Origin of the sequence: Ideonella azotifigens (assembly GCF_006519715.1) — a bacterium.
Classification (GTDB): Bacteria; Pseudomonadota; Gammaproteobacteria; order Burkholderiales; family Burkholderiaceae_C; genus Ideonella; species Ideonella azotifigens.
Genome location: NZ_VIDT01000641.1, coordinates 1 through 3,174, shown reverse-complemented (window position 1 = coordinate 3,174; position 3,174 = coordinate 1). Strand labels below are relative to the sequence as shown.

Sequence of the window (3,174 nt, the reverse complement as noted above, 5' to 3'; positions counted from 1 at the left end):
CCTTCGCCTGGGAGTTCCACCGCAAGCGCCGCCGGCTGGTGGTGCCCACCGATGGCCGGCTGATCGTCAACGATGCCGGCACGCTGCTCAGCACCTGCCTGGCCGGCTACGGCATTGCCCAGGTGATGGACTTCGGCACACAGGCGCTGCTGGCGCAGGGCCAGCTGGTCGAGCTGTTCCCCGACTGGCCGGACGAGCGCTTTCCGCTGCACGCGATCCACCCGTCCCGCCACCAGGTGCCGGCCAAGGTGCAGGCCTTCCTGAAGTTCGTGGTCGGCGTGGTCGGCACGCCGGGCGCGCCTTGAGCCAAGCTCAGCCGCGCATCTGGATCATCTTCCAGCCGTTGCCCGACGGGTCGCGGAAGCCGGCGTCCACGGTGCCGTAGCGGTCCGTGGGTTCCTGTGTGAACTCCACGCCCAGGCCAAGCAGCCGGTCGTAGGCGGCGCGGCAGTTGGCCACGCGCAGCACCAGCGGCGGCATCGCGCCTTTGGCGACCATCGCATTCAGCGTCTGCGCCGTGGCGGCGTCGTGCACCGGCGGGCCGGGCTTGAACAGCCCGAGCTGGAAGCCGGGCTGCTCCGGGTGCTGCACGGTGAGCCAGCGGTAGTCGCCATTGCCAACGTCTGCCTGCACGCGAAAGCCGAGTTTCTCGACGTAGAAGGCGAGCGCTTCGTCCTGGTCGCGCACGTACACGCCGACCACATCAATGCCTGGGTTCATTTCAAAGCTCCTGGTTGCCAGGCGCTTTTGTACCGCCGGCCCCGCGGCGCCGCTTCTCCGAAACTGCCATCGTCAGATCGGGCCGGTGCGCGGCGCTCAGGACGCAGGCCGGCACGCGACCGAGGTCATGCCCCGCCGCCCGTGCGCGTGCCCGCACCGTGCTCGGCGTTTCGCCGGTGATGTCCCGGAAGGTGCGGCCAAACGTGCCCAGGCTTTCCCAGCCGGTGTGGAACGCAATCTCGGTGACGGGCCAATCGGTGTCGCGCAGCAGCGCGGTGGCGCGCTCGATGCGCCGCGTCAGCAGGTAGCGGTGCGGTGGCAGGCCGAAGGCCTGCTTGAACGAGCGCGCGAAGTGCGCCTCGGACACCCCGCTCACCTCCGCCAGCCGCTGCACCGGCCAGGCCTCGTGCGAAGCGGCATCCATGCGGTCCTTCGCACGCAGCAGCCGGCGCAGCAGCGCAGGGTCCTGGTGGGCAGGCGCCTCGCCGTGCGGCGCGGGCAGGTCTTCGGAAGCGGTGTTTCGCGGCATTGGTGGGCACCCGGTGCTGCGGCGACTTTAAGGCAACGCTGAACAGGCCCTGCCCCTTTCGGCCGAGCTTTTCATGCCTGGACAGAGCCGCAGTTGTCCCTCGCGAACGCGAGATGCCAAGGGCCGGTGCCTTGCGCAACATGGACCCTCGCAAATCCGCAATGTCCACCGCAAAGGTCTTTCCATGACAAGCATCACGAACCGCCATCCAGGCATGCCAGGCCAGCCCGGCCGCGAGTTCTCCGGCATCGCATCCAGGGTCCGCAGCGTCTTCGCCATCCTGGCCGCTGTGTTGTCGATGGCCGCCGCATCGCCCGCACTTGCACAGGCGCCACAGAGCAAATTCGCCGAGGTCAATGGCGTCAGGCTGCACTACCTGGTCGCGGGTTCGGGCGACCCCATCATCCTCATGCATGGCTATGCCGAGACCAGCCACATGTGGCTGCCGCTGATCAAGGCGCTGCAGAAGAACCACCTGGTGATCGCGCCGGACCTGCGCGGCTTCGGCGAATCCAGCATGCCGGAGACAGACTACACCAAGGCCCAGATGGCACGCGACATTCACGGCCTGGCCGAAACGCTGAAGCTGGGCCGCGTGCGCATCGTCGGCCACGACATTGGCCTGATGGTGGCCTATGCCTACGCTGCCCAGTATCCGAACGAGGTCGACCGCATCGCGCTGATGGATGCCTTCCTGCCGGGCGTGGGCGACTGGCAATCCGTCTGGCTGCTGCGCGACCTGTGGCACTTCCACTTCTACGGCAAGACGCCGCTGGCGCTGGTGGAAGGCCGCGAACGCATCTACTTCGAGCACTTCTGGAACGACTTCGCGGCGGATCCGGCGCACTCGATCCCCGAGGCGGACCGCGTGTTCTACGCCAAGGCCTACGGCAAGCCCGGCCGCATGCGCGCCGGCTTCGAGGTGTTCCACGCCTTCGCGCAGGACGCGGTCGACTTCGCGCAGTTCGCCAAGACCCCGCTGACGATGCCGATGCTGGTGCTGACCGGCGAGAAGGCCTCCGGCCAGACGCTGATCACCCAGGCCAGGCTGGTCAACACCAATGTCGAAGGCGTGATCGTGCCGAACTCGGGCCACTGGCTGATGGAAGAGGCCACCGACCAGGTCGTGCCCAAGCTGGTGGCGTTCCTGAACAAGTGAACCCGGGCGCGCCGCGGCGCGTTCAGGCGACGACACGTTTCGGGCGCCGCACGGCGCGGACCTTGCCGCTGCCGCCACCGCCGCAATAGAACAGATCCGCCCCGTCGGATTCCAGGCCGCTGACGGCCGTGCCCGGTGGCATTTCCAGCCGTTCCAGCACGGCGCCGTTTTGCGGGTCGATGCGGCGCAATTCGCTCTCGTCGCCTTCCCAGGTGCCGTGCCACATGTCGCCGTCCACCCAGGTCACGCCGGTGACAAAGCGGTTGGATTCGATGGTGCGGCGGATGGCGCCGGTGGCGGGGTCGATCTGGTGGATCTTGCGGTCACGGTACTGGCCCACCCACAGGCTGCCTTCGGCCCAGGTGAGGCCGGAGTCGCCGCCCTTGCCGGGCGCGGGGATGGACGCGACGACCTGGCCGGTGGCGGGGTCGATCTTGTCGATGCGGGACTCGGCAATCTGGTAGAGGTGCTTGCCGTCGAACGCGGTGCCGGCATCGGCTGGCAGTTCCAGCGTGCGGGTGGGCTCGCCGCCTGCGGGGTCGAAGGCCAGCAGCCGGGGGCCGGTGGCGGCCCACACCTGCCGGCCATCATGGGTCACGCCGCCGACGCGGTCCGCACCCGGGAAGGGCCCGTATTCGCGCACGATCTCGGCGGGCTGCACGGCCACTGTGGTGGGGGTGGCAGCGGCTTGGGTGAGGGTGTCCTGGCTCATCGCTTTGCTCCTTGAAGCGCCGCGGTTCCGGCGCCATGGAAGTCACTCTACTCA

5 protein-coding genes are annotated in these 3,174 nt (G+C 68.5%); 2 read left to right on the top strand and 3 right to left on the bottom strand.

Annotated elements, in window-relative coordinates; translation table 11 throughout:
- Positions 1-305 (top strand): LysR substrate-binding domain-containing protein (locus tag FKP22_RS25525; protein ID WP_233446969.1); only part of this gene is annotated, 305 nt, incomplete at its 5' end.
- Between the two features lie 7 nt (positions 306-312).
- Here the strand turns inward: FKP22_RS25525 and FKP22_RS25520 are convergent.
- Complete coding sequence (locus FKP22_RS25520; RefSeq protein WP_141290553.1) at positions 313-720, bottom strand: VOC family protein; 408 nt, start codon at positions 718-720, stop codon at positions 313-315.
- A 1-nt stretch (position 721) separates the two neighbouring features.
- Positions 722-1,249, bottom strand: a complete 528-nt coding sequence (locus FKP22_RS25515) for a helix-turn-helix domain-containing protein (RefSeq protein ID WP_141290551.1) — start codon at positions 1,247-1,249, stop codon at positions 722-724.
- Between the two features lie 184 nt (positions 1,250-1,433).
- Between FKP22_RS25515 and FKP22_RS25510 the strand changes: the two genes are divergently transcribed.
- Entirely contained in the window at positions 1,434-2,408 is a 975-nt protein-coding gene (locus FKP22_RS25510) for an alpha/beta fold hydrolase (RefSeq protein ID WP_375140616.1), read from the top strand.
- Between the two features lie 22 nt (positions 2,409-2,430).
- Here FKP22_RS25510 and FKP22_RS25505 read toward each other — a convergent pair whose 3' ends face one another.
- Positions 2,431-3,120, bottom strand: coding sequence for a Vgb family protein (locus tag FKP22_RS25505; protein ID WP_141290549.1), 690 nt, complete (start codon positions 3,118-3,120; stop codon positions 2,431-2,433).
- Positions 3,121-3,174: the final 54 nt, after the last annotated feature.